At 64.1% G+C, this 21,247-nt stretch carries 20 protein-coding genes and 2 tRNA genes; 13 read left to right on the top strand and 9 right to left on the bottom strand.

Annotated elements, in window-relative coordinates; all coding sequences use genetic code 11:
- Nucleotides 1-20: 20 nt before the first annotated feature.
- Nucleotides 21-1,469, bottom strand: a complete 1,449-nt coding sequence (locus ACIPHM_RS15190; RefSeq protein ID WP_400329520.1) for an NAD-dependent succinate-semialdehyde dehydrogenase — start codon at nucleotides 1,467-1,469, stop codon at nucleotides 21-23.
- Nucleotides 1,470-1,764: 295 nt separating this feature from the next.
- On the opposite strand from ACIPHM_RS15190, the gene ACIPHM_RS15195 reads away from it, so the two are divergent.
- Together ACIPHM_RS15195 and ACIPHM_RS15200 are read left to right on the top strand one after the other, a co-directional pair.
- Complete coding sequence (locus tag ACIPHM_RS15195) at nucleotides 1,765-2,613, top strand: IclR family transcriptional regulator (protein ID WP_400329523.1); 849 nt, start codon at nucleotides 1,765-1,767, stop codon at nucleotides 2,611-2,613.
- Between the two features lie 469 nt (nucleotides 2,614-3,082).
- Nucleotides 3,083-3,730 (top strand): flavodoxin family protein, encoded by a 648-nt coding sequence (locus ACIPHM_RS15200; protein WP_400329526.1) that lies wholly within the window; start codon nucleotides 3,083-3,085, stop codon nucleotides 3,728-3,730.
- Nucleotides 3,731-3,827: 97 nt separating this feature from the next.
- Here ACIPHM_RS15200 and ACIPHM_RS15205 read toward each other — a convergent pair whose 3' ends face one another.
- Nucleotides 3,828-4,544, bottom strand: a complete 717-nt coding sequence (locus tag ACIPHM_RS15205) for a GntR family transcriptional regulator (protein WP_400329529.1) — start codon at nucleotides 4,542-4,544, stop codon at nucleotides 3,828-3,830.
- 176 nt (nucleotides 4,545-4,720) lie between these two features.
- Here ACIPHM_RS15205 and ACIPHM_RS15210 point away from each other — a divergent pair, with 176 nt between their 5' ends.
- The 6 genes from ACIPHM_RS15210 to ACIPHM_RS15235 all read left to right on the top strand — a co-directional run bounded on the left by ACIPHM_RS15210 (nucleotide 4,721) and on the right by ACIPHM_RS15235 (nucleotide 12,245).
- Nucleotides 4,721-5,941: a pyridoxal-phosphate-dependent aminotransferase family protein gene (locus tag ACIPHM_RS15210; RefSeq protein ID WP_400329532.1), complete on the top strand. Its 1,221-nt coding sequence runs from the start codon at nucleotides 4,721-4,723 to the stop codon at nucleotides 5,939-5,941.
- Between the two features lie 202 nt (nucleotides 5,942-6,143).
- Complete coding sequence (locus ACIPHM_RS15215) at nucleotides 6,144-7,418, top strand: MFS transporter (protein WP_400329535.1); 1,275 nt, start codon at nucleotides 6,144-6,146, stop codon at nucleotides 7,416-7,418.
- Between the two features lie 190 nt (nucleotides 7,419-7,608).
- On the top strand, nucleotides 7,609-10,677 hold the full coding sequence (locus ACIPHM_RS15220) for an FAD-binding and (Fe-S)-binding domain-containing protein (RefSeq protein WP_400329537.1): 3,069 nt from the start codon (nucleotides 7,609-7,611) through the stop codon (nucleotides 10,675-10,677).
- 65 nt (nucleotides 10,678-10,742) lie between these two features.
- Complete coding sequence (locus ACIPHM_RS15225) at nucleotides 10,743-11,927, top strand: DSD1 family PLP-dependent enzyme (RefSeq protein ID WP_400329540.1); 1,185 nt, start codon at nucleotides 10,743-10,745, stop codon at nucleotides 11,925-11,927.
- Between the two features lie 150 nt (nucleotides 11,928-12,077).
- Nucleotides 12,078-12,153 (top strand) — tRNA-Ala (locus tag ACIPHM_RS15230).
- A gap of 16 nt (nucleotides 12,154-12,169) precedes the next feature.
- Nucleotides 12,170-12,245, top strand: a tRNA-Glu gene (locus tag ACIPHM_RS15235).
- A 119-nt stretch (nucleotides 12,246-12,364) separates the two neighbouring features.
- On the opposite strand, the gene ACIPHM_RS15240 is transcribed toward ACIPHM_RS15235, so the two are convergent.
- Together ACIPHM_RS15240 and ACIPHM_RS15245 are read right to left on the bottom strand one after the other, a co-directional pair.
- The gene (locus ACIPHM_RS15240; RefSeq protein WP_400329543.1) at nucleotides 12,365-12,661 is read right to left on the bottom strand and encodes a YciI-like protein; all 297 of its coding nucleotides are present in this window, start codon (nucleotides 12,659-12,661) and stop codon (nucleotides 12,365-12,367) included.
- Nucleotides 12,662-12,706: 45 nt separating this feature from the next.
- Entirely contained in the window at nucleotides 12,707-13,429 is a 723-nt protein-coding gene (locus tag ACIPHM_RS15245; RefSeq protein ID WP_400330018.1) for an AraC family transcriptional regulator, read from the bottom strand.
- A 132-nt stretch (nucleotides 13,430-13,561) separates the two neighbouring features.
- On the opposite strand from ACIPHM_RS15245, the gene ACIPHM_RS15250 reads away from it, so the two are divergent.
- Entirely contained in the window at nucleotides 13,562-14,518 is a 957-nt protein-coding gene (locus ACIPHM_RS15250; RefSeq protein WP_400329546.1) for a DMT family transporter, read from the top strand.
- 80 nt (nucleotides 14,519-14,598) lie between these two features.
- Here the strand turns inward: ACIPHM_RS15250 and ACIPHM_RS15255 are convergent, their stop codons facing one another.
- The 3 genes from ACIPHM_RS15255 to ACIPHM_RS15265 all read right to left on the bottom strand — a co-directional run bounded on the left by ACIPHM_RS15255 (nucleotide 14,599) and on the right by ACIPHM_RS15265 (nucleotide 17,087).
- Nucleotides 14,599-15,144 (bottom strand): hypothetical protein, encoded by a 546-nt coding sequence (locus tag ACIPHM_RS15255; protein ID WP_400329549.1) that lies wholly within the window; start codon nucleotides 15,142-15,144, stop codon nucleotides 14,599-14,601.
- Between the two features lie 285 nt (nucleotides 15,145-15,429).
- Nucleotides 15,430-16,191 (bottom strand): 3-oxoacyl-ACP reductase, encoded by a 762-nt coding sequence (locus tag ACIPHM_RS15260; protein WP_400329552.1) that lies wholly within the window; start codon nucleotides 16,189-16,191, stop codon nucleotides 15,430-15,432.
- 161 nt (nucleotides 16,192-16,352) lie between these two features.
- Nucleotides 16,353-17,087 carry a YoaK family protein gene (locus ACIPHM_RS15265; RefSeq protein WP_400329555.1) on the bottom strand — a complete coding sequence of 245 codons (735 nt, stop codon included), beginning with the start codon at nucleotides 17,085-17,087 and terminating at the stop codon, nucleotides 16,353-16,355.
- Between the two features lie 269 nt (nucleotides 17,088-17,356).
- Here ACIPHM_RS15265 and ACIPHM_RS15270 point away from each other — a divergent pair, with 269 nt between their 5' ends.
- From ACIPHM_RS15270 to ACIPHM_RS15280, 3 genes are all read left to right on the top strand, one after another.
- Nucleotides 17,357-17,782 (top strand): molybdopterin-binding protein, encoded by a 426-nt coding sequence (locus ACIPHM_RS15270; protein ID WP_400329558.1) that lies wholly within the window; start codon nucleotides 17,357-17,359, stop codon nucleotides 17,780-17,782.
- A gap of 36 nt (nucleotides 17,783-17,818) precedes the next feature.
- On the top strand, nucleotides 17,819-18,430 hold the full coding sequence (locus ACIPHM_RS15275) for a nitrogen fixation protein NifQ (RefSeq protein WP_400329561.1): 612 nt from the start codon (nucleotides 17,819-17,821) through the stop codon (nucleotides 18,428-18,430).
- A 243-nt stretch (nucleotides 18,431-18,673) separates the two neighbouring features.
- On the top strand, nucleotides 18,674-19,195 hold the full coding sequence (locus ACIPHM_RS15280; RefSeq protein ID WP_400329564.1) for a DUF1993 family protein: 522 nt from the start codon (nucleotides 18,674-18,676) through the stop codon (nucleotides 19,193-19,195).
- 93 nt (nucleotides 19,196-19,288) lie between these two features.
- Here the strand turns inward: ACIPHM_RS15280 and ACIPHM_RS15285 are convergent, their stop codons facing one another.
- Complete coding sequence (locus ACIPHM_RS15285) at nucleotides 19,289-19,834, bottom strand: GNAT family N-acetyltransferase (protein WP_400329567.1); 546 nt, start codon at nucleotides 19,832-19,834, stop codon at nucleotides 19,289-19,291.
- Nucleotides 19,831-20,520, bottom strand: a complete 690-nt coding sequence (locus ACIPHM_RS15290) for a type 1 glutamine amidotransferase domain-containing protein (protein WP_400329570.1) — start codon at nucleotides 20,518-20,520, stop codon at nucleotides 19,831-19,833. The genes ACIPHM_RS15285 and ACIPHM_RS15290 overlap by 4 nt, the downstream gene beginning before the upstream one ends.
- Nucleotides 20,521-20,615: 95 nt before the next feature.
- On the opposite strand from ACIPHM_RS15290, the gene ACIPHM_RS15295 reads away from it, so the two are divergent.
- A complete protein-coding gene (locus ACIPHM_RS15295; protein ID WP_400329573.1) occupies nucleotides 20,616-21,230 on the top strand; it encodes a glutathione S-transferase N-terminal domain-containing protein in 615 nt (204 codons plus the stop codon).
- Nucleotides 21,231-21,247: the final 17 nt, after the last annotated feature.

Here is a 21,247-nt window from a genome sequence, read left to right on the forward strand (position 1 = left end):
GCCATGGCAGGCCACCTACCTCACACTTGCAGGCACAGATACTTCATTTCGAGGTATTCCTCGATGCCATAACGCGAGCCTTCACGGCCCATGCCCGATTGCTTGATGCCGCCGAACGGCGCGACTTCGTTCGAGATCAGGCCGGTGTTCAGGCCCACCATGCCGTACTCGAGCGCTTCCGCCGTACGCCATGCGCGCGCGATGTCGCGCGTATACAAATAGGCCGCGAGGCCAAATTCGGTGTCGTTCGCGAGTGCGATGGCGTCGATGTCGCGCGTGAAACGGAAGAGCGGGGCGACCGGGCCGAAGATTTCTTCGCGGGCCACGCGCATTTGCGCGGTGGCGTCGGCGATCACGGTCGGTGCGTAGTAGGTGCCGCCCAGCGCATGTGTGGCGCCGCCCACGAGCACGCGTGCGCCGCGCGCCTTGGCGTCTTCGACCAGCGTCACGACCTTGTCGACGGCCTTGCCTTCGATCAGCGGGCCGATGACCACGCCGTCTTCCAGACCGTTGCCAACCTTCATTTCCGCAACGCGCGTGGCGAACTTCTCGGCGAAGGCGTCGTAGATGCCGTCCTGGATATAGAAGCGGTTTGCGCAAACGCACGTCTGGCCGCCGTTGCGGTACTTCGCGGCGATGGCGCCTTCGACGGCGGCGTCGAGGTCCGCGTCGTCGAACACGATGAACGGGGCGTTGCCGCCCAATTCCAGCGACAAGCGCTTGAGCGTCGGCGCGCACTGCGACATGAGCAGACGGCCCACGCCGGTCGAGCCGGTAAAGGACAGCTTGCGCACGCTCGGATGCGAGGTCAGCACACCGCCCACCGCGCGGGCGTCGCCCGTCACGACCTGGAACACGCCGCCAGGAATCCCGGCGCGGTGGGCCAGTTCGGCGAGCGCGAAGGCCGACAGCGGGGTGAGCTCGGAGGGCTTGACCACGATGGCGCAGCCTGCGGCGAGCGCCGGGGCGACCTTGCGGGTGATCATCGCGGCCGGGAAATTCCACGGCGTGATGGCCGCGCAAACCCCGACCGGTTGCTTGAGCGTGACGAGACGCTTGTCGGACGCAGGCGTGGCGAGCACATCGCCGTCTACCCGCTTGGCTTCTTCCGCAAACCATTCGATGAAGCTGGCGGCGTAAGCGATTTCGCCGCGGGCTTCGGACAGCGGCTTGCCTTGCTCGCGAGTCATCAGGTACGCGAGATCGTCGGTGTTCGCGATCATCAGGTCGAACCAGCGGCGCAGCACGGCGGCGCGCTCCTTGCCGGTGCGTGCGGCCCACGGCTTCTGGGCGGCTTCGGCGGCGGCCACGGCGCGCGTGGTTTCTTCCGCGCCGAGTTCCGGCACCCTGGCCAGCACTTCGCCAGTGGCCGGGTCGAGCACGTCGAAAGTCTTGCCGCTGTCGGCCGCGATCCATTGACCGTCGACCCAGGCGAGTGTCTTGAGGAGATGGGTGTCTTTGAGTTGCATGGCAGTTGGCCGGGGTCGCCGGCTTTTCAAGTAGGGCGATTCGCGCAGAGGGCGCGGCAGTGTCTCGATTGTTGCTTGCCGTTCTATCTATTGAACGATATTCTATGTATTGAATGTGATTCTACGTATTGAACGTTTCGGGCGCAACTAAGGGGTTTTCCTAGGGCGGAACGAGAATGACTTGCCCGTACCATGCTGGCGGCGTGGCCCCGTCATTCGTTGCGATCCGCTGCAATCCGATGCCATTGGCCGCCATTCCCTCTATCCTCTCGATTCCGACGCCGATTTCCGATTCATGCCAAAGCGCAAACTCGACCTGCCTGCCAACGCTTCTCTTGCCGCTGGCGCTGCCAATGCCGCCAATGCCGATGAGCCGCTCAAGACCACCGCGCCCGCCGTGGTGCGTGCCGTGCACATCCTCGATGTGATTGCGGCGTCGTCGGAGCCGGTCGCGCTGGCCGATCTGGCGCGCGAGACCGGTGTGCCCAAGAGCACGCTGCACGGGCTGTGCGACACGCTGGTCAAGCTGCGTCTCGTGAAGCGCCACGCCAACGGCGGCATGACGATGGGGTCGTATGTGATGGGATGGGCGAACGCTTTCCTGTCGCAGACCCATATCACCGAGGAGTTCCGGGCGGTCTGGGAGGCTTCGCGTGCGTTCGCACAGGAGACGGTGACGCTCTCCGTGCTCGATGGCGCCGAGGTGATCTATCTCGCGTGCCACAACGGCAACCGCCCGCTGGGCGTGACGTTTCGTATCGGCATGCGATTGCCCGCGCCCTATACGGCGACCGGCAAGGCCATGCTCTCGACGCTGCCGCCGGGCGAAGCCGCCGATATGCTTGCTGGAGTTTGGCCTGTGCCGCTCACGCGAGCGAGCGTCGGCACCTACGCCGCGTTGGCTGAAGAAATGGCGCAGGTGCGTCGCGACGGCTATTCGATCGACAACGGCCAGATGCGCGAAGGCATGATCTGCTTCGGCGCGCCGGTGTTCGACGCGAGCGGCGAGCGCGCGGTGGCGGGCCTCGCCGTCAGTTTCCTGACCAATGAGATCGATGTGCAGACGGGGCAACGTATCGGCCGCCAGATGCGTGAGCTGGCCGATCAGTTGTCCGTACGACTTGGGGCGCCGGCGCGGCGTTAAGTGAGGACGCCCCGTTGTTGCACCGTTGAATCCCGCTCACCGCAATTTCACGGAACTGTTGGCAACGGCGGGCATACTGTGTAGCACCCAGGCATCAGACACTTCCCAAATTTTCCCCTTGCCCGGCGCAGGGACTTGAGCGTTGACGGCCATCGGCCGGGGCATTGCGCCCGGTGACTTCGCCAGAGGTTTGCGCCAACCCTCTCGAGAGCGTTCAGGCCGCGCAGCAATGCCGCCAGCCTGGTGTCATCTTTCGGTCAGCTACGCGTTAGCCGATCGACAGCGTAGTGCAGCCATCGGATTGTTATCTTTGGCGGAACAGTCATGTTCATTTATGCGGGCTATTCCCTAGGGGTTATCACTGGCATCATTTGGCCTTGACTGATGTCCAGACAAGCCAGAGGAAGCGTAGGGAAGCGCGATCCCGGCGGTGCCATGGGGCGGACATCCAATAGGGAAGCACTACGCCATGTCCAATATCGCAATCGTTTATTACTCGCAGGGCGGCGCAACCGCCATGATTGCCCATTCCGTCGCCCAGGGTGTGAATGATGCTGGCGCGCACGCACAATTGCTCAGCATCGAGCCGCACCAGCTCATCGACGGGCAATGGCATGACGAAGCCATGCTGTCGCGTCTGGCCGCTGCCGACGCCATCATCTTCGGCGCCCCGGCATTCCAGGGCGGCATTGCCGCCGCGTTCAAGGCCTTCGCCGACGCCACCACCGGTATGTGGCGCGCACGTAGCTGGCGCAGCAAGGTGGCGGGCGGATTCTCGTTCAGTTGCCGCTCGACCGACGACAAGCGCAATACGCTGGATTACTTTGCCGCCCTCGCTGCGCAGCATGGCATGGTGTGGGCCGACGCCGATGCCGACGAATCGGATTTCGCGCCGCGTGGATCGAGCAGCACGCGTCACGCGGGTGATTTCCCGGCGGTCACGGCCCTGGGTGCAGAAGTCGATGCGGCTTACGCGCTCGACCCGGCCGATGTGATCGCAGGCAAGCAATACGGTCGTAACGTCGCGGCGCTCGTTGCGCGGTTGGCGGGGGAAGTGCTGGAATCGCCCGCCGTGCTCGCCCGTCGCGCGCTGGAAGCGGCAGAACGTCGTCTGTAAGAGAACACGGGCCGGGCTCGGCCTGCGCCACTGGGCGCAATCAGGACAACGGCACGCAGAGTGATCGCACTCGCGTGCCGTTTGTCATTGTGCCGGGTCAGTTGTTGGGCGCATCGCCTGCCGGTTCGGCGTGGATTTGCAGAACGGCGTCGCGTTTGGCCAGCAGGTGCTTGCGCAGGATCTCGCCCAGGCGCTTGCCGTCGTGCTTTTCGAGTGCGTCGATCATCTGCTCGTGCTCGTTGATGGCGCGATCCCATTTGTCTGCATGGAAGTTCGAGCGAAAGCGCAGCGCCATCAGACGACGGTTGATCGACACGTAAGTCTGACGCAGCGCTCCATTGCGCGCCGCTTCGTTGATCCGGTCGTGAATGGCCTGATTGCGCGCGTAATAGCCTGGCAGATCCTGCTGCGCGCGGCACGCGAGCATGGCGTAATGCAGCGCCTTGATTTCGGCAAGTTCCACGGCTGTCATACGCTCGGCCGCCAACTCCCCTGAAAATGCTTCGAGCGCACTCATGAGCTCGAACATCTCCCGGATTTCCTTCTCCGTCATGCGGGCCACGCTCGCGCCGCGATTCGGCGCGATCTCGATCAGCCCCTCGGCGGCGAGCACCTTGAAGGCTTCACGCAGCGGGGTGCGTGAGATGCCGAGCGTCTCGCACAACTCACGCTCGTTGAGCTTGACGCCGGGGGAGAGGACCCCTTCGATGATGAGGCGGCGCAGATGCTCGACGACCGTGTCGTGCAAACGCAAGCGCTCGACACGCGGGATCTCTGGGGCGGCAATCGTCGACGTGTTTTCCATTTTTTGCATTCAAAATCGTCAAGCGGTATGGCCGCGATTGTAACGCACGGTATCAGGCATCCGTATCTCTAGGGTAAACGACTGTATTAAAAGCGCTTCTCACCCCTTGCGAAAGTCATCGGCTCTGCTAAAGTATTTTGAATGCAAAATTCAAAAATGAATTTTTCAAGAGGAGAGAAACGTTCATGTTGAAGCTCGATTTCCACCCCTCGGGTCGCCATTTCCTGCAGATCCCTGGCCCGAGCCCGGTGCCTGATCGCATTCTGCGCGCCATGAGTTATCCGACGATCGATCACCGTGGTCCCGAGTTCGGCGCCCTCGGTCGCAAGGTGCTCGCCGACATCAAGAAGATTTTCAAGACGGAGCAGCCGGTCGTGATCTATCCGGCCTCGGGCACCGGTGCGTGGGAAGCTGCGCTCACGAATACGCTATCGCCGGGCGATCATGTGCTGATGTTCGAGACGGGCCATTTCTCGACGCTCTGGAAGAAGATGGCCGAGAACCTCGGCCTGAAGCCGGAGTTTATCGGTCTGCCGGGCACCGACGGCTGGCGTCGCGGCGTGCAGCCCGACATGATCGAAGCGCGCTTGCGCGCCGACACCGCACACGGCATCAAGGCGGTGTGTGTGGTGCATAACGAAACCTCCACCGGTGTGACGTCGGACATTGCGGCCGTGCGGCGCGCGATCGACGCCGCGGGCCACCCCGCACTGCTGCTCGTCGACACGATCTCGGGCCTCGGCTCGGCCGATTACCGTCACGACGAATGGGGGGTGGACGTCACTGTCTCGGGCTCGCAGAAGGGGCTGATGCTGCCGCCGGGGATCAGCTTCAATGCGGTCTCGCCCAAGGCGCTCGACGCCGGCAAGCAGGCAAAGTTGCCGCGCGCCTTCTGGGGCTGGCAGGAAATCATCGAGGCGAACAAAAACGGCTACTGGCCGTACACGCCGAACACGAACCTGCTGTACGGCCTGTCGGAAGCACTCGACATGATTCTCGAAGAAGGGCTGGATAACGTATTCGCCCGTCACCAGCGTCTGGCCGAAGCGACGCGTCGCGCCGTGAACGCGTGGGGGCTGGAGATTCAGTGCCAGGACCCGGCGGTGTACAGCCCGGTGCTCACCGGCGTGGTCATGCCGCAAGGCGTGGATGCCGACGAAGTGCGCAAGCGCATCTACGAACGCTTCGATATGTCGCTCGGTCAGGCGCTCGGCAAGATTCGCGGCACGATGTTCCGCATTGGCCATCTGGGCGACTGCAACGACCTCACGCTCATGGCCACGCTCGCCGGCTGCGAAATGGGCCTGCAGATCTGCGGCGTGAAGCTCGCCGGTTCGGGGGTCGTTGCCGCAATGGACTACCTGGCAAAGGCAAAAGACACGCCGTCGCTCAAGGTCGCTGCCTGACTTGCCGTTAGTAGTCCTTACCAGGAGACGAGGGACGTCGTCGTTTGCGTCGTAGTCGTTGGCGACGTCCCTGAAGTGAACGCTTTACTTGTCATTCACGCGTCACAGGGCTTCAGTACAGAAAAGTCCGTGACGCAGCAACACCTTTTGCGCTGCCAGCATGCTGCGGGTGCGCTTCACAGGATGTTTCAGGAGACATGCAATGAAGCTTTTCAGAGCGACAAGGGTCGTGCTGGTGATGCTATGCGTCATGTATTTCATCACCTACCTCGATCGCGTCAACGTCAGTACGGCTGCCGCCGGTTTCGGCAAGGAGTTCAATCTCACCAAGACTGAAATCGGTCTTGTCTTCTCGGCATTTGCTTATCCCTATCTGGTCTTTCAAATCATCGGCGGTTGGGTGAGCGACCGCTTTGGTGCGAAGCGCACGTTGCTGGTGTGTGGCGCATTGTGGGCGGTGGCGACGATCCTGACCGGCATGGCCGGCGGCCTCGTCACGCTGTTGCTGGCGCGTCTGCTGCTGGGTCTTGGCGAAGGGGCGACGTTTCCGGCGGCAACCTCGGCCATGTCGCGCTGGATTCCCAAGGAAAAGCGCGGTTTCGCGCAGGGCATCACGCACGCGGCGTCGCGCATCGGCAATGCCGTTGCACCGGCCGTGGTGGTGTTCATCATGGCCACGCACGGCTGGCGCGAATCGTTCTATCTGTGCGGTATCGTGAGCCTGATCTGGGTGGTGCTGTGGGCCTTCACGTTTACCGAGCGTCCGCAGGATCACCCGCGTATCACGACGGAAGAACTCGCCGTGCTGCCGGCACTGAAGGCGAAGAGCGCGTCGGTGCCGTGGGGCCCGCTCTTCAAGCGCATGATGCCGGTCACGGTCGTGTATTTCTGCTATGGCTGGACGTTGTGGCTCTTCCTGTCGTGGATTCCGCAATACTTCCTGCACAGCTATGACCTCGACCTGAAGAAGTCGGCGCTGTTCGCGTCGAGCGTGTTCTTCGCCGGTGTGGTGGGCGATACGCTTGGCGGGATCGTCACCGACAAACTGTACGAGCGCACCGGCAGCCTGAAGCGTGCCCGTAGCTGGATGGTGTCGGTGTGCATGCTGCTCACGCTGATTTCGCTCGTGCCGATGATGTTCACGCACCATCTTTACGTGTCGATGGCGTGCCTGGCGTTCGGCTTCTTCTTCGCCGAAATGACGATTGGCCCGATGTGGGCGATCCCGATGGACGTGGCACCGGAATACTCGGGCACGGCCAGCGGCATGATGAACACCGGTTCGGCGCTGGCGGCGATCATCTCGCCGGTGCTCTCGGGGTATCTCATCGACCGCACGGGGAACTGGGAACTGCCGTTCCTGGGGAGCATGATTCTGATGGCCGTGGGTGTGGTGCTGGCTTTCCGTATGCAGCCCGAAAGCAAGTTCTCGCTGGCTGGCGATGCCGCCACGAGCAACGCGCGTCAGCCTGCCTGACGCGCACGTGACGCTCGCCTGAGCGTCGGGTGCGCCGCAAATCCGGCGTGCGCGGCATCGGGCGAGACGAAGCCGCATTGGCTACCTTGGCAACATCTCCCGCAAAACACCTGCCGGGCAGGCTTCGCGCCTGCCTGTGCAGGCCCGCCTTTCCCGCTTTTGGTAGGGCCAGCCCAACGCCAGCAACGCCATGAATCCCCAATCGAACGCCCGCGAGACGACTCGCGCGAATCTCATCAGCCAGCCGGTGCATCTGATGCCGATGCAGCGCGGCGGGGTTGCCCTCACGCCTTTGCAGGCGAGTCTGCGCCGCGAACTGCGCGGCGACGTGCGCTTCGACCGCGCGAGCCGCGGCCGCTACGCCACCGATGCGTCGATCTATCAGATATTGCCCATCGGTGTGGTGGTGCCGCGCGATCAGGAGGATCTGATTCGCGCGCTCGACATCGCTCGCGATCAGCACGTACCGGTGCTCGCTCGCGGTGCGGGCACGAGCCAGTGCGGTCAGACCATCGGCGAAGCGCTCGTCATCGACAACAGCAAGTGGCTGAACCGCGTGGTGGCGTTCGACGCCGAGGCGCGCACCGTCACCGTCGAGCCGGGGATCGTGCTCGATCATCTGAACGCGTGGCTCAAGCCGCACGGTCTGTGGTTTCCGGTGGACGTGTCGACGGCCGCACAGTGCACCATTGGCGGCATGACGGGCAATAACTCATGCGGCTCGCGCTCCATCGAGTACGGCAACATGGTGCACAACGTGCTCTCCATCGACGCGATTCTGGCCGACGGCGCGCAACTGCATTTCGGCTCGCTGAACACCCCGCCGGCGGATGCCCGCACCAAGGCGCTTCTCGCGAGCGTTCACGAGATCGCGGTGCGCGAGCAGGCGGAGCTGCGCGAGCGGGTGCCGCGTGTGTTGCGTCGGGTGGCGGGCTACAACCTCGATCTGTTCGATTGCCTCAACCCGCGTGCGTATACCGACGACGGTGTGGCCAATCTCTCGCATCTGCTGGTGGGCTCGGAAGGCACACTGGCGTACAGCCGTCAGATCACGCTCAAGCTCGCGCCGTTGCCCGCGCACAAGACGCTCGGCGTGGTGAATTTCCCGACGTTCTATCAGGCGATGGACCTCACGCAGCACATCGTCAAGCTGGGGCCGGTGGCCGTAGAACTGGTCGACCGCACGATGATCGATCTGGCGATGGACAACGCGGCGTTCCGTCCCGTGATCGAGAAGGCGCTCACCGGCGATCCGCAGGCGATTCTGCTCGTGGAGTTTGCCGGAGACGATCCCGCCACACTGCGTGCAAGGCTCGACGATCTCGCCACCTTGATGGGGGATCTCGGTTTGCCCGGAAGCGTGGTGAAGATGCCCGACGCCGGGCCGCAAAAGGCGCTTTGGGAAGTGCGCAAGGCGGGCCTGAACATCATGATGAGCATGAAGGGCGACGGCAAGCCCGTGTCGTTCATCGAAGACTGCGCGGTGCCGCTGGAGCATCTCGCGGAGTACACACGGCGTCTGACCGAAGTCTTCCATCGCCATGGCACGGAAGGCACCTGGTACGCCCACGCGAGTGTGGGCACGCTGCACGTGCGCCCGATTCTGGATATGCGTCGCGACGGGGCCGTGAAGATGCGCGAGATCGCCGAAGAGGCGGCGGCGCTCGTGCGCGAATACAAGGGCGCGTACTCGGGCGAGCATGGCGACGGGCTGTGCCGCGGCGAGTGGGTGGCCTGGCAGTACGGCCCGCGGATCAACGCGGCGTTCGGCGAGATCAAGCAATTGTTCGATCCGGAGAATCGCTTCAATCCGGACAAGATGGTGCGCCCGCCGAAGATGGACACGCGCGAGCTGTTTCGCTTCGCGCCGGGGTATGCGGCCGAGCCGATCACGCCCGCGCTCGACTGGACGGCGTGGAACGTCAAACGCGATGCGCTCACCGGCGAGCAAACTGCGCCGGATACCGGCAGCGACGCGACGCACGGTCTCGCGTCGGCCGTCGAGATGTGCAACAACAACGGGCACTGCCGCAAGTTCGATGCCGGCACCATGTGCCCGAGCTATCGGTTGACGCGCGACGAGCAGCATGTGACGCGCGGCCGGGCGAACACGCTGCGTCTGGCCGTCTCCGGTCAATTGGGCGAGGAGGGGCTCGCGAGCGATGACGTGAAGGCGGCGCTCGACCTGTGCGTCTCGTGCAAGGGCTGCAAGCGCGATTGCCCGACGGGGATCGACATGGCGCGCTTCAAGATCGAGGCGCGTCACGCACGGGCGAAGCGTCACGGGGTGTCGCTGCGCGACAAGCTGATCGCCTATCTGCCGCGCTACGCGCCGTGGGCCAGCCGTGTGGGCGGGCTGCTGGATGCGGCGCAGCGTCTGCCGGGCAGCAACGCCGCGAAGCGCTGGCTGGGCCTCGCGCTGGAGCGGTCGGTGCCGGCGCTCAAGGCGTCGTTCCTCGACGCTCAGGCACCGCTGGCGAAGACCGGCGAGGCGCACGGGCAGCGTGACGTGCTGCTCTTCGTCGACACGTTCAACAACTACATGGAGCCGGAGAACGCTCGCGCGGCGAAGCAGGTGCTCGAAGCGGCCGGGTACACCGTCCATGTGAATCGGCGTGCGGGCGAGCGGCCACTGTGCTGCGGCCGTACGTTTCTCGCTGCCGGGCTGGTGGACGAGGCGAAGGCCGAGGCGCGGCGTTTGCTCGATGCGGTCATGCCATTCGTCGAGCAGGGGGTGCCGATCGTGGGGCTGGAGCCGTCGTGCCTGCTCTCGCTGCGCGACGAGGTGCTGGGTTACGGCTTTGGCGATGCCGCCCGCAAGTTGGCCGATAATGCGTTCCTGTTTGAGGAATTTCTGGTTCGTGAGAAGGCCGGCGGGCGGCTCGACGTGGCATGGCAGGCGCTGCCGGACGGCATTGGCGAGGCGTTGGTGCACGGGCATTGCCATCAGAAGGCGTTCGACGCCTATTCGCCCGTCACGGCCGTGCTCGGATGGGTGCCGGGCCTGAAGGTATCATCGATCGAATCGTCATGCTGCGGCATGGCGGGCAGCTTCGGTTACGAGGCCGAGCACTACGATACGTCGCGTGCCATGTCGGAATTGACGTTATTGCCAGCGATCCGTCAGCGCAGCGAGAACGCCATCGTGGTTGCCGACGGCACCAGTTGCCGGCATCAGATTCATGACGGGGCCCACACGGAGGCGCTGCATGTCGCGTGCGTGCTGGCCAGGGCGCTGCCCGCTTCGCCGTGCACCTGATCGATGCTGTCCGGGGCATCTCCCGGACGCTGCCTTTTTCTGCGAACGCCCTTCAGAGGATTGTGATGCCAGATTCAGTCAATACGGTTTCGACGTCGGCGAATGCTGCCACGGGGGGCATTGCCGTGCCGCCGGTGGCGCGCGTGGGAGATTCGTTAGCCCATGTCGCCACGCCTGCCTTGCTGCTCGATCTCGACGTGTTCGAGGCGAACGTCGCGCGCATGGCGAGTCGGGCAGCGGCGCACGGTGTCGCGGTGCGTCCGCACGCCAAGGCGCACAAATCCGTCACCATCGCGCGCGAGCAAATGGCTGCGGGTGCTGTGGGCATCTGCTGCCAGAAGGTCACGGAGGCCATCCCGTTCGTCAATGCGGGGATCGGCAACATTCACATCAGTAACGAATTCGTCGGTGAAGCGCGTGTGGCGCTGGCCGTGGCGATGGCGGCACGTGTCGCGCTGTCCGTCTGCGTCGACGATGTGCGTCAGGTCGCGCCGCTGGGCAAGGCGGCGCAGCGCGCGGGTGTGCGCATCGCCGTGCTGCCCGAGGTGGACGTGGGGCAGGGGCGTTGCGGCGTGGATTCGACGCACGCCGTGGGCGAGCTGATCGACGCCATCGACCATTACGAAGGGCTGCGCTTCGGTGGGTTGCAGGCGTATCACGGCAGTGCCCAGCACATCGACAGTTGGGACAGGCGCCGCGACACGGCGCGGCGCGCTGCGGATCGTGCGTCGGCTTATGTGCGCTTTCTCGATGCGCGTGACATTGCGTGTCCGGTAGTGACAGGCGGGGGCACCGGTACGGCCGAGTTCGATATCGAGAGCGGTGTCTACACCGAGATTCAGCCGGGGTCGTATGTGTTTCTCGACGGACACTACGGCTCGCTCGAATGGCGCGACGAGTGGCGTTTTCGTCATGGGCTGTTCCTCGCGTCGACGGTCATGAGTACGGCGCGCGAGGGCATCATTGTGTGCGATGCCGGGCTCAAGAGCGTGGCGACGGATTCGGGACTGCCGCGCTTCTGGTCGTCGCAGCAGGCAGGCACGCCACATTACCGCACGGCGTCGGACGAGCACGGCGTGCTCGAACTGGCGTCGCCGGCGGAAGACAGTTCGGCGTGGCTGGGCGAGCCGATTCTGCTGGTGCCGGGGCATTGCGATCCGACCGTCAATCTGTACGACCGATACGTCGCCGTGCGGCATGAACGGGTCGAGGGGCTGTGGCCGATCGAGGCGCGCGGGCTCAGTCAGTGACCTCGGGCGGCGGCCATGTCATGCGTCATACGGATGGGAGGCGCCCGGCAGCGCCGTCATCGTAGCGACATCCGGCCGCGCCAAAATATTTTGGTGAAGGGGCTTCCCAAGTTCGGAAAAGCACGCTATAGTCTCACTTCTTCGCCGTACGGGGGTATAGCTCAGCTGGGAGAGCGCTTGCATGGCATGCAAGAGGTCAGCGGTTCGATCCCGCTTACCTCCACCAAAACGGAAGACTTTAGGTCCCCTTCGTCTAGAGGCCTAGGACATCACCCTTTCACGGTGAGTACAGGGGTTCGAATCCCCTAGGGGACGCCAGATTTAGCGGCGTGATTCTCGGAAAGCTCCAGAAGCACGACGTACGATCGGTTGTCGACAAACGCGCTTGGCTTAATCGCCAAGCGCGTTTTGTTTTTTGTGCGACGGAATTCTTGCCTTCACCGCACCGGCGTACTCGCCGTCTTTCCTACCACGGTTTTCCACGGCCGCACGCGCCAAGACTTCACCAGACCATTGACGACGTACGGATCGGCGGTGGCGAACGCTTCTGCCGCCGCAGGCGATTCGCCTTCGAAGAGCAGGGCGGCCGTGTCGACGGGCGACTCCAGTGCGCCGGCGAGCAGCAGTTCGCCCCGGTCGGCGGCGGCCCAGGCGAGCGCCAGATGCGCATCGCGGTATTGGCCGCGCCGCTCCAGATAATCGTCGACGAGTTCGTAGGTGAGCAGGTAATGCATGGTGTTATCTCCATTGGGCTTTTGCATCGGCGGTCGTACGCCTCATTATCGATAAAACGCTGACGGCGGTACGCCGAAATGGCGTTTGAACATCGCCGCAAACGCGCTCTGGCTCGCATAGCCATGATCGAGCGCGACGTTCACGATCTTCTCGCCTCTCGCCAGTGCCTCCAGCGCTTGCAGCAAACGCGCCTGCTGCCGCCAACGACCGAACGTCATGCCCGTCTCCCCGGCAAAGCGCCGCTGGAACGTTTTCGCCGACAGCCCTGCTTCGCGCGCCCGGTCGTCAATGGTCGCCGCATCGCACGGCGCTTGCATCAGCCCGTCGCACACGCGCGCCAGACGCGTATCTCTTGGCCACGGCAGATAGAGCGGCAGCACGGGCAAGGCGATCAACTCGTCGAGCAGCAGGCGCATGAGACGCGCGTTGCGCGAGTCTGCCGCGTAATCCGGTGGCACGTCGATCGCCGCGAGGATCAGTTCGCGCATGAGCGGGGTGATTTCCACGACGCAACTCGTATCGGGCAACGGCTCGGTGCCGGGTTCGACGAACACCGTGCGCATCTTCACGTTGCCGCTCATGCGCACGGTATGTTCCAGCCCCGCGGCGAGCCACACGCCGCGCGTGGGCGGCACCACCCAGCGTCCGGACGCCGACGCAATGATCATCACGCCTTCGATGGCGTAGAGCAGTTGCGCCCGCCGGTGCGAGTGCGACGCGATGAACTCGTTGTGGACGTAGTCGACCGCCATGGCCGCCATCGGCATGGGCGTGCTTTCGAAACGCAGATGGTCGGTCAGGCGCGGGTCAACGATTTGGCGGGCGATATTCACGAGTGTCCTTTTCAAGACAGGTTTCGGAATTTTAGCGTGAGACGGCCCTATCCGATATCCCTGACGATGACGCTTCCTTTGTCAAACCTGTGGAAAATCGTCATGGGGTACTTCCTGTATCCGCTCGGCGCCATGTTGTTGTGGGCCGGCAATGTCATCGTCTCGAAGCTCTCGGCCACGACCATCGCGCCGTCGGCCATCACGTTCTACCGGCTGGTGCTGGCGCTCGCCGTCATGACGCCGTTCGTCATTCGCCCGCTGCTGCGCAACTGGCCGCAGGTGCGTCCGCAGCTCGCCAAGCTCGCCTTCCTCGGCTTTCTGAGCATGTCGTTCTATCAGAGCCTGTCGTATCTCGCCGCGCATAGCACCACGGCGACGAACATGGCGATCGTGACCGCGCTCGCGCCGTTGCTCACGTTGTTGTGGAGTGTTGTGTTGCTGCGCGAGCCGCCGACCCTCGGCATGCTCGTCGGCGGGCTGCTGTCGCTCGCGGGGCTGGTGTATCTGATCGGGCAGGGGCATCCGTCACAGTTGCTCGACGGCGGTGTGCATATCGGAGACGTGCTGATGCTGATCGCGTCGGCGTCGTACGGGCTCTACAGCGTGCTGCTGCGCCGTTGGCATGTGGCGATGCCGCCCGCGCAATCGACCTATGTGCAGGCGTGGGCCGCGCTCGTGACGATGATCCCGATGCTTGCCCTGGTGCCCGCCGGTCAGGCGCAACTCAATGCGGCCACGGTGCCGCTGGTGTTGTATGCCGGGTTTGGGGCGTCGATTGTGCTGCCGATCCTGTGGATTCAGGGCATCCGGCATCTGGGGCCGAATCGTTGCAGTATGTTCATCAATGTGTTGCCCGTGATGACGGCGGCGATTGCGGTCGTGCTGTTGGGTGAGCGCTTGCACACGTTCCACGTGATCGGCGGCGGTGTGACCCTGATCGGCGTATTCGTGGCGCAGCGCTGGCAGCGTCCGCTGCCTGGCTTTGGCGCCGCACGGGAAGATTCGGACGAAGTCCCGGCCTGACGGCGGGGGATGGGGCCGTCGGGGCGTGGGATGGCGTACGTGTTGAACGTGTACGAGTGTGTACGAAGGTGAGCGGGCGCTTACTGGGGGCGTTGGAAGTCGTTCTCGACCCACGCGCGGGCGCTGTTGCGCGAGAGCTTGAACGACGGCGACACCTTGACCGACGCGATGGTTTCGCCGAAGCGGTCGATGGCGCTTAGCAGGGCGTACGGATCGTAGTCGTCGGGCACGATATCGAGCGTGACGTCGATGTCACCGTCAGGGCCGTCGACGCTCACACGCTTGTGCAACTGCGCGTGCAGTTGCTGCTCGTGACGGCGCAGCACTTCGGCTGCCGTCTTCACGAGCGTGTGGAACGCGCCGACGTCGAGCGGCTTCGGGTTCTTTTTGTCGCGACCCATCGTCCACGGGCCGACGAGCGCCGGCTCCGATTCCCCGTCCTTGAACATGGCCACGGCCCAGCCGTCGTCCTCTTCGTTCTTGACGACCCGGGCCGTCCATCCGTCATCGCGCCACAGGCGGTCTTCGTGGATGACGTCGCTGCTGTCGGGCGTGTGATCGGGGGCGGTGTGGGCCGTGGTGTCGGTCGTGGGGAGGTTGGCGCGCGTGGCGGAAGTGGCGGTCACGGTCTGAGATCGAAGCTGGGGGTGAGAAGGGTGTGAGAAAGAGACGCACGGGGATGCCCGCACAGCATTCGCGCACAGGGCCGCAAGCGGCCCGTGTGCGAGGCCGCCGAAGCGGGCGCTCACAAAGGTGGCAATTTTACCGCGTCCGGCGCATGCGCGGACGCGTTCACTGCATTGCGTAGTGAGGCGTGGGTCCGGCTGTGAACCCGATGAGTCCCATGAGTCCCGTGAGACGTGCGGGATGGGTGAAACGCGAGCGATGGGGCAGCCGTTGCCCCCAAGCCCTCAGCCTTTCACGAGTCCGCCGTCGACGATGAGGTTCTGTCCGGTGACGGCGCGCGCCCACGGCGAGAGGAAGTACAGCACGGCGTCGGCGAATTCCTCGGGCGTGGTGACCTGACGCAGCGGCGTGAGGCCGGCAATCAGATCGAACACGGCTTCCGGGGTTGCCGAACTCGCGTCGGTGACCCGCAGCAAGCCGCCGGACACCATGTTGACGGTGATACCGTCGGGGCCGAGATCGTTGGCCGCCGTCCGCGTGAGTGCGAGCAACGCGGCCTTGGCCGTCGTGTAGTCGTGATACGGCACGACCGGATTCTGGAACAAGTTAGTGCCCACGTTCACAATGCGCCCGAACCCCGCTTCGCGCATGCCCGGCAGTGCGGCCTGCATGGTGTTGAGCGCACCTTTGACGGCGCCTTCGAGTTGCTGCGAGAAACGCGACCACGAGATCTCGGCCAGCTTGGGACGCGCATCGCCGTCGAAACGGAAGTCGGCCAGAGCGTTGTTGACGACCGACACGATCGGGCTGCCGATGCGCTCGCGCGCTTCGGCAAAGAGGCGGGCGACGGCTTTCTCGTCGGTGACGTCGGCCTGCAACGCGATGGCGCGCTCGCCAATGGATTCGGCCAACGTGCGCGCCGCCACGTCGCTGCGCAGATAGTTGATGACGACGCCCGCGCCCTCACGCGCGACGGCCCGCGTGATCGCGGCGCCCAGCCCCCGTGCCCCGCCGGTGACGAGTACCCATTGCGAATCCAGCTTCATTTTCATGTCCCTTGACGTGCGAGTTCGATCGTCACGCCCGGCGCGAATTCGATTCGTCTGACGTCCATGGAATAGACGGGGGCGTGAAAGACGGACATTATCGCGCGTTCCGGCGCGATGTTCCGCAGGGAAGCAAGGGCGGGAAGACAGACGCCGGCGGCTTACGCGTTGGCGCTCGCGAGTGCCATGAGCAGCACCACCGGCAGCAGCACGCACAGGAAGCCGGCGCAGTGATAGACGAAACAGCCCGAAACGGCCCCGGCGACGAACGCGCTCAGCACGGGGATCGTCTTGCGCAGGCGCGCCTTTGCCGCCTTGCCGTCGTCGCAATGGCCGCTCGCCAGCTCGACGATGTCGGTCACGATCTGCGCGGTGTTGCCGGTCATGAGCGTGGTCGGCGTGGTGCCGCTGAGGTCAAGCCGCCCGATGGCGTTCTGGATGGCCAGTGCGGCCACGCCGAGCATGCCCGAGAGGACCGCCAGCGGCGCATCGGCGGAAACGATGGGTTGCGCGGCCAGACCGATGATCATGAAACCCAGCAGCAATATCGTCTGCAAGGTGAGCAGCAGCCGAAGCGGGTTGCGGCGCGTATTCGAAAATCGCTGCACGATCACCTTCACCATCGCAACGGAACCGACGAACACCGGCAACGCCAGCAGCTCGGCGAGCACCCCGGCATCGGCGCTGCCGAACATCTTCACGCCGATCATCACGAAATTGCCCGTCATGTGCGCGGTGAATAACCCGAACAGGGCGACGAAACCGGTGACGTCGACATAGCCGGCGACGAAGGCGAGCGTAATGCCGATGGCGGCGGGCTTGGAGAAGTGCCGAACCCAGGCGCGGGTCAGCGCGGCGGACCCGGTCGGCGGGGGGATGTGGCGGGAGGTACCCATAGGGCTCCTATGTCGGGATGCGTCGCTGATACAGCGCCCCCTGCAGAGTCCGTTTGATACGTCCCTACGTCCCCTGAGGCCGATGAAGCTTATCACCGGGTAATGAGGTCGAGCTTCGCGTCAACCCGCTATACTGCTACCCGCAGGCGGGTTTGATGCACCGCCCGAACATCTTATGCACGCCTCAGCCTTCACCACATTGGTGCACCGCCTCATCGTCATGTGGCGGCAATGTGAAGGTATCCGAACTTATCAATGGGGGATTTCCTATGAAGACCAGTGCCCGCAACCAGTTCAGCGGCAAAGTCATTTCACTGCAACGCGGTGCCGTCAACGATGAAGTCACCCTGCGCACCGATGCCGGTCAGGAAATTGTGGCCGTCATCACGCATGAGAGCACGGTGAATCTGGGCCTCACGGAAGGCAGCGATGCCGTGGCGCTGATCAAGGCATCGTCGGTGATCGTGATGGTCGACGCCGATGCGAGCAAGGTTTCCACGCGCAACGTGATTACCGGCAAGGTCTCGCGTGTCGAGACCGGCGCGGTGAATAGCGAAGTCGAGATCACGGCCGATAGCGGCGCGATCATTGCCGCCATCGTGACCAACGAAAGCGCGAAGCGTCTCGGACTGACGGCGGGCCGCGCCGCGGCGGCGCTGATTAAGGCGTCGAGCGTGATTCTGGCGGTCGCCTGAGCGTCGCGGCGCTTCATTTGTCGGTAAATCTCGTGGTTGTCTGACTGCAAGACGATGCGTCTCACGCTCGTACCTGCGCATACGCGCACAGAGGCGGTGTTGTTCGCCTCGCTGCTGGCGGCGAACGCCACGCCTGAGCGCGTGGCGCGCCTCGGATTGTCGGGGGCGGCGCTCACCGCCTTGCTTCGCCGCCATTTCGTACAGCCCCTGCCGGGGCCGGAAGGCTGGCCGGCGCTCGCTGCCGGGTTGCCGACGCCCGCGTGGGCGTCGAACGCCATCTTTGTCGTGGAGATGCGCGAAATGTTGCGCCGCCGCGCCGACCCCATGCTTCACCCCGCGGACGCCGCCGACATGGCGACGATTCTCGCGACCGCCTGCCTGCGTCCCGATCATCTATGGCGAGACCTCGGCCTGACCGGGCGTGACGATGTGACCGCGCTGCTCACGCACTTCTTTCCGTCGCTGGTCGCTGAAAACACCGGCAATCTGCGATGGAAGCGATTTCTTGCGGAAGCCTGCGCGCGCGCCTACGGGCGGGCGCCGGCGCCGGCACCGGGATGCCCCGGCTGCGAGGCCTACGGCGAGTGCTATGTGCACTTGCGTCAAACCGTGATTCCCATCAAGGCGGACGATTCATCGGCGCATTGATTTCACGGGACAACGGCGTTCGTGAAGTCGCGTCAAATCCTCGTCAAGCCCTCGTCAAGCCCTCGTTAAATCCGCGGTAAAGCCGTTCATGGGTCATCCGCACGATCGGACATCAGGTCGTTCATAAAGCGGCTGTCATTCGACAAACGCCGTGCACGGCGAGAATTTTTCGGCGCTGATAGCATGTGTCTTTGCACAACCACTGGCGCGTTGCGCGCTGTGTCATCTCTCGAGGAGTTCCCCATGTCGATCACCCTCTATCGCGCCACCGTTCCTGTTTATCTGCGCGGCCTCACGGTCATGGCCGACTACATCAAGAAGGCTCGCGCGCATTGCGAAGCCCAGTCGGTCGATCCGGATTCGATTCTGAAGGCGAAGCTCGCGCCGGACATGCTCGATTTCGTCGCACAGGTGCAGCGAGTGAGCGATACGGCGAAGTTTGCCGTGGCGCGTCTCACGGGCGTGGAGTCGCCCAAGTTCGAAGACACCGAAACGACGTTCGACCAACTGCTCGCGCGCATTGCCAATACCGAGGCGTTCATCGCGGGCATTCTCGAAGATCGTTTCGAAGGGGCGGAGTCGCGTCAGATCACGCTGAAGTTCAAGACCCAGCAGACCACGATGGACGCCGTCGATTACCTCTTCAAGTTCGGGCTGCCGAACTTCTATTTCCACGTGACGACCACGCACGGCATCTTGCGTGCGCAAGGCGTGGATGTCGGCAAGAAGGACTATCTCGGACCGTACGAGATGGAGAATATCTGACGCCAGCGCTCAGACGCGAAGACACCTGCCGATGCGCAGGCCTGACGGGTGCCGCATCTCGGCGTGAGGTTGAGGGACAGGCGATGCGTCGCCTCAATCCGTGGCGATCGGCAGGTACATGCGAAGGTCGTCGCAAAACCGGTTGCCGATGCGCATGGCGTCGGGCTCGCGGCCGATTTCGACGAAGCCGGCGGATTGATACAGCGTAATCGCCGCGCGATTCTCGGCGTTTACCTGGAGTGTGATGTGGCGCAGTCCGGGCTGCGAGCGGGCGAGGGCGAGCGCCGCGTCGATGAGGGCCCGGCCGATGCCTTGTCCCACAGCGTCGGCGTGAACGTACATCCCCCAGAGAAAGCCGACGTGCGCGAAATTCGGACGCGTCTGACGCCCCAATCCGAGCACGCCCAGCAGCCGTTCGTGCTCGAACGCACCGAAGACCCCCGCATCCGGGCGCACCGCGAGCCATTCGCGCACGCGCTCCACCGGCCAGTCTTTTTCCTCGGCATAGGTCGAACCGAACGCCTCGGGGTGCGCCTGCAAACCCGAGAGGCGCAGCGCCTGAAATGCGAGGGCGTCGGCAGGCACCAGACGCCGCACGCTCACCGATGCCGATGCCACGGACGACGCAGACGTCCTCATGGCAGACGCGGCTCCATCATCGCCAGCACCGTGCGCGCGGCTTCTTCCGACGAGGCGGGATTCTGGCCCGTCACCAGCCGGCCGTCACCGACCACATGCGACTCCCATTTCCCGGCTTTCTCGTACAGACCGCCGAGACGCTTGAGCTCGTCTTCGACGAGGAACGGCACCACGTCCGTGAGACCGGCTGCGGCCTCTTCGTCATTGGTGAAACCGGTCACGTGACGTCCGCGCACGAGCGGTTCGCCGTCTGCACTGCACACCTGACGCAGCACCCCCGGCGCGTGGCAGACGAAGCCGATGGCTTTGCCCGCGCGCTCGAAGGCTTCGATCAGATGAATGGAGTTGGGGTCTTGCGCCAGATCCCATAGCGGGCCATGGCCGCCGGGGTAAAAGACAGCGTCGTAGTCGTCGGCGTTGACGTCTGCGAGCCTGAGCGTGTTGGCGAGCGCCTTCTGCGCCTCGGGATCGTTGCGCCAGCGCCGGGTAGCGTCGGTTTGCGCGTCGGGTTCGTCGCTCTTCGGGTCGAGCGGCGGCTGGCCCCCAGCGGGCGAGGCGAGCGTGACGGCGAGCCCTTCATCGAGGAAAACGTAGTAGGGCGCGGCGAACTCTTCGAGCCAGAAGCCGGTCTTCTTGCCCGTGTCGCCGAGGCGGTCGTGCGAGGTCAGAACCATCAGGATGTTCATGAAACGTCTCCCTGTCGAGTCGGCCATGCGATCCATTCTACCTGTCATGTATGATCCTTGAAACCGGCGGCGACCGCCTGGCAAAGGAGCCAACCATGCAGTTGATTGGAATGCTGGATTCCCCCTATGTGCGCCGCACGGCGATCTGTCTGAAGTTGCTGGGGCTGTCTTTCGAGCACCGTTCGTTGTCGGTGTTTCGGGCCTTCGACGCGTTCTCCGCCATCAATCCTGTCGTGAAAGCCCCGACCCTCGTGACCGACGACGGCACGGTGCTCATGGACTCGACACTCATCCTCCAATACCTCGAATCGCTGGTCGATCCGGCGCAGCGGCTGGTGCCCGTGGAGCCGAAGGCGCATTTGCGCGCGTTGCGTCTGACCGGGCTCGCGCTGGCGGCATGCGAGAAGTCGGTGCAACTGGTGTACGAGCGTGAGCTGCGCCCGAGCGAGAAGCGGCACGCGCCATGGATGGAACGCGTGCGCACGCAGGTGCATGCGGCGTTTCACGGCCTGGAGCGCGAACTGGCGCAGGTGCCCATCGTGGCGACGCCGGACCAGATCGGTGAGCATGGCGTGGCGATTGCCGTGGCGTGGCGCTTTCATCAACTGATGCTGCCGGAAGTCGATTTCAGCGACGACTTTCCGGAGATCGCCAAGTTTTCGGCGCAGGCCGAAGCGTTGCCCGCGTTTCGCGAGACGCCACCGATCTGAAGCTGAGGGGAAGGGAT

The sequence above is a fragment of the Pandoraea sp. NPDC087047 genome (assembly GCF_044745225.1).
In the GTDB taxonomy this organism is placed as follows: Bacteria; Pseudomonadota; Gammaproteobacteria; order Burkholderiales; family Burkholderiaceae; genus Pandoraea.

What these genes read in the sequence shown, in the direction of transcription:
- ACIPHM_RS15190 (WP_400329520.1), bottom strand. Translation starts at nt 1,469, where the DNA reads ATGCAACTCAAAGACACCCATCTCCTCAAGACACTCGCCTGGGTCGAC.
- ACIPHM_RS15195 (WP_400329523.1), top strand. Translation starts at nt 1,765, where the DNA reads ATGCCAAAGCGCAAACTCGACCTGCCTGCCAACGCTTCTCTTGCCGCT.
- ACIPHM_RS15200 (WP_400329526.1), top strand. Translation starts at nt 3,083, where the DNA reads ATGTCCAATATCGCAATCGTTTATTACTCGCAGGGCGGCGCAACCGCC.
- ACIPHM_RS15205 (WP_400329529.1), bottom strand. Translation starts at nt 4,544, where the DNA reads ATGCAAAAAATGGAAAACACGTCGACGATTGCCGCCCCAGAGATCCCG.
- ACIPHM_RS15210 (WP_400329532.1), top strand. Translation starts at nt 4,721, where the DNA reads ATGTTGAAGCTCGATTTCCACCCCTCGGGTCGCCATTTCCTGCAGATC.
- ACIPHM_RS15215 (WP_400329535.1), top strand. Translation starts at nt 6,144, where the DNA reads ATGAAGCTTTTCAGAGCGACAAGGGTCGTGCTGGTGATGCTATGCGTC.
- ACIPHM_RS15220 (WP_400329537.1), top strand. Translation starts at nt 7,609, where the DNA reads ATGAATCCCCAATCGAACGCCCGCGAGACGACTCGCGCGAATCTCATC.
- ACIPHM_RS15225 (WP_400329540.1), top strand. Translation starts at nt 10,743, where the DNA reads ATGCCAGATTCAGTCAATACGGTTTCGACGTCGGCGAATGCTGCCACG.
- ACIPHM_RS15240 (WP_400329543.1), bottom strand. Translation starts at nt 12,661, where the DNA reads ATGCATTACCTGCTCACCTACGAACTCGTCGACGATTATCTGGAGCGG.
- ACIPHM_RS15245 (WP_400330018.1), bottom strand. Translation starts at nt 13,429, where the DNA reads ATGCCGATGGCGGCCATGGCGGTCGACTACGTCCACAACGAGTTCATC.
- ACIPHM_RS15250 (WP_400329546.1), top strand. Translation starts at nt 13,562, where the DNA reads ATGACGCTTCCTTTGTCAAACCTGTGGAAAATCGTCATGGGGTACTTC.
- ACIPHM_RS15260 (WP_400329552.1), bottom strand. Translation starts at nt 16,191, where the DNA reads ATGAAGCTGGATTCGCAATGGGTACTCGTCACCGGCGGGGCACGGGGG.
- ACIPHM_RS15265 (WP_400329555.1), bottom strand. Translation starts at nt 17,087, where the DNA reads ATGGGTACCTCCCGCCACATCCCCCCGCCGACCGGGTCCGCCGCGCTG.
- ACIPHM_RS15270 (WP_400329558.1), top strand. Translation starts at nt 17,357, where the DNA reads ATGAAGACCAGTGCCCGCAACCAGTTCAGCGGCAAAGTCATTTCACTG.
- ACIPHM_RS15280 (WP_400329564.1), top strand. Translation starts at nt 18,674, where the DNA reads ATGTCGATCACCCTCTATCGCGCCACCGTTCCTGTTTATCTGCGCGGC.
- ACIPHM_RS15285 (WP_400329567.1), bottom strand. Translation starts at nt 19,834, where the DNA reads ATGAGGACGTCTGCGTCGTCCGTGGCATCGGCATCGGTGAGCGTGCGG.
- ACIPHM_RS15290 (WP_400329570.1), bottom strand. Translation starts at nt 20,520, where the DNA reads ATGAACATCCTGATGGTTCTGACCTCGCACGACCGCCTCGGCGACACG.
- ACIPHM_RS15295 (WP_400329573.1), top strand. Translation starts at nt 20,616, where the DNA reads ATGCAGTTGATTGGAATGCTGGATTCCCCCTATGTGCGCCGCACGGCG.